This is a genomic window from Paracoccus sp. (in: a-proteobacteria) (assembly GCF_030538495.1).
GTDB lineage: Bacteria > Pseudomonadota > Alphaproteobacteria > Rhodobacterales > Rhodobacteraceae > Paracoccus.
In genome coordinates, this window is record NZ_JAUNTW010000025.1 from 1 (window position 1) to 3,856 (window position 3,856).

Genomic DNA, 3,856 nt, shown 5'->3' on the forward strand with positions numbered 1-3,856 from the left:
ATCAACCGCCCGCCCCGCGACGGGCATATGGCCTTTGTGCGCAGCCCCGACAATATCAGCATCGAGCTGTTGCAGATGGGCGACCCCCTGCCCCCGCAGGAACCCTGGGCCAGCATGGAGAATACCGGCCACTGGTAATCAATAGATATAGCGGATTTGTTCCGCCCAAAACCGTTCGATCCGGCGCGTTTGCAGGTTCACCTGATCCAGCCCCGGATCGTCCAGCACGCCGGACAGGGCCAGACCTTCGGCGTGGCGGGTGAACATGCCCTGCACGATGTCGCGCACCTGCTGCCCTTCCGCCGTCAGGCTGACCCGTACGGCGCGGCGGTCCATATCGCTGCGTTCGTGGTGGACATAACCCATCGTCACCAGTTTTTTCAGGTTATAGCTGACATTTGATCCCTGATACATGCCGCGCGACCGCAATTCGCCCGCCGTGACCTGCGATTTCCCAAGGTTATAGATGATCATGACCTGAACCGGGGTCAGATCATGGCGGCCAAGGCGTTCGAATTCATCCTTAACCAGATCCAGCATCAACCGGTGCATCCGTTCCAGCAGCTGGATGGTTTCCAGATACGCATCGGTCATATCCGCCACCATCGGCAGATCGTTTGTGTCAGAGTGGCGCATATCGCGCTGGGCTGTTGCAAGCATATCGTTCCGCAGTGCTGTTCATTTCGTCATGAACAGACCATGCACGACAAAGAAAAATACGAAGTTAATTCGACCCAAATTTTTCGCAAAATACCCGAAAAATTTTATCTATCGCCCGCCAGATGGGCCGAGGCATGGCCCGCAATGCGTGTCAGCAGCGCGCGTAGATGGTCGGGGGCTGCGTCATCGCGCCCGGCCCCGCCCAGCCGCGCCGTGACCCACAGATACAGGTCCTGATCGTTTTCGGTCAGCAATTCTTCGTAAATCGCCAGCGTTTCCGCATCCAGATTGGCCAGATGATCGTCGGCAAAGCGGCCCAGAATCAGGTCCATTTCCTTCATCCCGCGCCGCCAGCTGCGCATATGCAGACGCTTCAGGCGATGTTCGGGTGATTCGGTCATGGGATGCTCCTATCCTCTGGCGGGTTTGCGGCGCTCAGCCTAGGGTATGGCCGCATCAGGTTCAACGTCACGGGGGCACTATGACTTTTCTGGCTGCGCGTTTGGCGCGAATCAAACCTTCGCCAACCATTGCAATGACCACGCGCGCGGGCGAATTGCGCGCGCAGGGGCGTGATATTATCGGGCTGTCGGCGGGCGAGCCTGATTTCGACACCCCCGCCCATATCCGAGACGCGGCCAAAGCGGCGATCGACGCGGGCCACACCCGCTACACCGCCGTGGACGGCACCCCCAGCCTGAAGCGCGCCATTTGCGATAAATTCACGCGGGAAAACGGGCTGGATTACGCGCCCGCAAATATCACGGTCGGCACGGGCGGCAAGCAAATCCTGTTCAACGCGCTGATGGCAACGCTGGATGACGGGGATGAGGTGATCGTGCCGGCGCCCTATTGGGTCAGCTATCCCGATATGGTGCTGCTGGCGGGCGGAACGCCGGTGATTGTCGAATGTGGCCTTGATGCGGGCTTTCGCCTGACGGCTGACGCGCTTGAATCCGCGATCACCCCCCGCACCAAATGGGTGATTCTGAACAACCCGTCGAACCCGTCGGGGGCCGGATATGACCGCGCGCAGATGCAGGCGCTGACCGATGTGTTGCTGCGTCATCCGCAGGTCTGGGTTCTGGCCGATGATATTTATGAACATCTGGTGTTTGACGGGTTCGAATTTGTGACCCCCGCGCAGGTCGAACCGCGCCTAAAGGATCGGGTGCTGACCATGAACGGCGTCAGCAAAGCCTATGCGATGACCGGCTGGCGGATTGGCTATGGCGCGGGGCCGGAACCGCTGATTCGCGCCATGGCGAAACTGCAATCGCAATCGACATCCAACCCCTGTTCCATCAGCCAATACGCCGCCGAGGCTGCTCTGACCGGTCCGCAGGATTACATCACCGACAGCCGCGCCGCGTTTCAGCGCCGCCGCGATCTGGTGGTGGCGGGGCTGAACGATTGCCCCGGCATCACCTGCCCCACGCCGCAAGGGGCGTTTTATGTCTATCCCTCGATTGCGGGGCTGATTGGCAAGACCAGTGCGGGCGGCACGATGATTGCGGATGACGAATCGTTTGCCAATGCGCTGCTGGATGAACAAGGCGTTGCCGTCGTGTTCGGCGCGGCCTTCGGCCTGTCGCCACATTTCCGCATCAGCTACGCCACCAGCGACGATCAGCTGACGCAGGCGGTCGCGCGCATCCGGCAGTTCTGCGCGGGGTGCAACTGATCCCCCGGCCCGGACGTTAAACCACGCACGCAAAAGAAAGGGCAGATATGTTACCTCATAACGCTTTGGTGGTTGTGGCTGACGGCCATTCGGCAACGCTGTTTCGTAATACGGCGAAACACGGGCTGGATTTGCAGGACAGAAAAATCCTGACGGCCGAGGGGCTGGTCCGCAACTGGGGCGAACAAAAACTGGACGAGGCCCCGCGCGATGCCGATGAAACCGCCTTTGCGCAGGCTTTGGTCGGGCATCTGAATGACATGGTTCTGAAACATCAGGTTGATGACATTGCGATCATTGCGGACCCGTCTACTTTGGGTGAAATGCGCAAGGGTTATCATAAGGAATTGCAGGCCCGCCTGCGGCAAGAGGTTCCGAAAACCCTGACCAATGCCGATACGGCAGCGATTGAACAGGCCCTGACCTGATCCACGCGCATAAACGAAAACGCCCCGCCACATCTGGCGGGGCGTTTGTATTTGGGATGGGTCAGATCAGAAAATGCCGAACAGATACAGCAGAATGATCACCACGACCGGAACACCCATGAACCACGCGATAAGGCCCTTCATCGTCTAACTCCTTGTTTTGATCTGACAAGGTAACGCGGACGTGACGGGTCGGTTCCCGCCACGTCAGGCCATTCGCATTTATCAATTAAAGCGCGGTCCAGCCGCCATCAACGCTGATCGTCGTGCCGGTGATCTGATCGGCGGCGGGGCTGCACAGAAACACCACCGTGTCGCCCATCTGTTCCACGGTCGCAAATTCCTTGGACGGCTGGCGGTCCAGCAGGACTTTCTCGATCACCTCGTCCCGGCCCATATCGTATTTCTTCATGGTGTCGGGGATTTGCGATTCGACCAGCGGAGTCAGGACGTAACCCGGACACACCGCGTTGCAGGTGATCGGTTCGCGCGCGGTTTCCAATGCCGTGACCTTGGACAGGCCCACAACGCCGTGCTTCGCCGCGACATAGGCCGATTTATACGGGCTGGCGGTCAGGCCATGCGCCGATGCGATGTTGACGACGCGGCCCCAGCCCGCCTTACGCATCATCGGCAGCGCCGCCGCCGTGGTGTGGAACGCCGACGTCAGGTTGATCGCAATGATGGCGTCCCATTTTTCGACCGGAAATTCATCAATGCCGGTCACATGCTGGATCCCGGCATTGTTCACCAGAATGTCGCAGGCCCCGGCTTTTTCGATCAGGGCGCGGCAATCGTTGCCTTTGGACATATCGGCCTGAATGTAACGCGCGGTGACGCCAAATTCAGCGGCCAGATCGGCGGCCAGTTGGTGATCTTCGTCGCGGTCGGTAAAGCTGTTCAGCACGACATTCGCGCCCGCTTTGGCCAGTTGGCGCGCGACGCCCAGACCGATTCCCGAATTGGACCCGGTGATAATGGCGGTTTTGCCGGTAAGAAGTTTGTCGAACATCGGTTTTTCCCCTGTCCTTGCAAAAATGTGAACACACCCCGGAGGGGGGCGGTTTTGCAATCGCAGCATGGG

At 59.4% G+C, this 3,856-nt stretch carries 6 protein-coding genes; 3 read left to right on the forward strand and 3 right to left on the reverse strand.

The genetic code is table 11. The annotated features are described in order from the left end of the window. Positions 1 to 138: VOC family protein (locus Q4G20_RS13575; protein WP_368660808.1), on the forward strand; the 138-nt coding region annotated here is incomplete at its 5' end. On the opposite strand, the gene Q4G20_RS13580 is transcribed toward Q4G20_RS13575, so the two are convergent. Both Q4G20_RS13580 and Q4G20_RS13585 read right to left on the reverse strand, forming a co-directional pair. Beyond that, positions 139 to 636, reverse strand: a complete 498-nt coding sequence (locus tag Q4G20_RS13580) for a MarR family winged helix-turn-helix transcriptional regulator (protein WP_303343995.1) — start codon at positions 634 to 636, stop codon at positions 139 to 141. It lies immediately after the preceding gene. A gap of 128 nt (positions 637 to 764) precedes the next feature. Further along, complete coding sequence (locus Q4G20_RS13585) at positions 765 to 1,061, reverse strand: succinate dehydrogenase assembly factor 2 (RefSeq protein WP_303343991.1); 297 nt, start codon at positions 1,059 to 1,061, stop codon at positions 765 to 767. 80 nt (positions 1,062 to 1,141) lie between these two features. Here Q4G20_RS13585 and Q4G20_RS13590 point away from each other — a divergent pair, with 80 nt between their 5' ends. Next, the gene (locus Q4G20_RS13590) at positions 1,142 to 2,344 is read left to right on the forward strand and encodes a pyridoxal phosphate-dependent aminotransferase (protein WP_303343992.1); all 1,203 of its coding nucleotides are present in this window, start codon (positions 1,142 to 1,144) and stop codon (positions 2,342 to 2,344) included. A 47-nt stretch (positions 2,345 to 2,391) separates the two neighbouring features. Then, positions 2,392 to 2,772 (forward strand): host attachment protein, encoded by a 381-nt coding sequence (locus Q4G20_RS13595; RefSeq protein WP_303343993.1) that lies wholly within the window; start codon positions 2,392 to 2,394, stop codon positions 2,770 to 2,772. A 229-nt stretch (positions 2,773 to 3,001) separates the two neighbouring features. Here the strand turns inward: Q4G20_RS13595 and Q4G20_RS13600 are convergent, their stop codons facing one another. Continuing rightward, the gene (locus tag Q4G20_RS13600) at positions 3,002 to 3,784 is read right to left on the reverse strand and encodes a 3-hydroxybutyrate dehydrogenase (RefSeq protein WP_303343994.1); all 783 of its coding nucleotides are present in this window, start codon (positions 3,782 to 3,784) and stop codon (positions 3,002 to 3,004) included. Positions 3,785 to 3,856 lie beyond the last annotated feature (72 nt).

Coding starts and splice junctions, on each gene's coding strand:
- Q4G20_RS13585 (WP_303343991.1), bottom strand. CDS start 1,061: ATGACCGAATCACCCGAACATCGCCTGAAGCGTCTGCATATGCGCAGC.
- Q4G20_RS13590 (WP_303343992.1), top strand. CDS start 1,142: ATGACTTTTCTGGCTGCGCGTTTGGCGCGAATCAAACCTTCGCCAACC.
- Q4G20_RS13595 (WP_303343993.1), top strand. CDS start 2,392: ATGTTACCTCATAACGCTTTGGTGGTTGTGGCTGACGGCCATTCGGCA.
- Q4G20_RS13580 (WP_303343995.1), bottom strand. CDS start 636: ATGCGCCACTCTGACACAAACGATCTGCCGATGGTGGCGGATATGACC.
- Q4G20_RS13600 (WP_303343994.1), bottom strand. CDS start 3,784: ATGTTCGACAAACTTCTTACCGGCAAAACCGCCATTATCACCGGGTCC.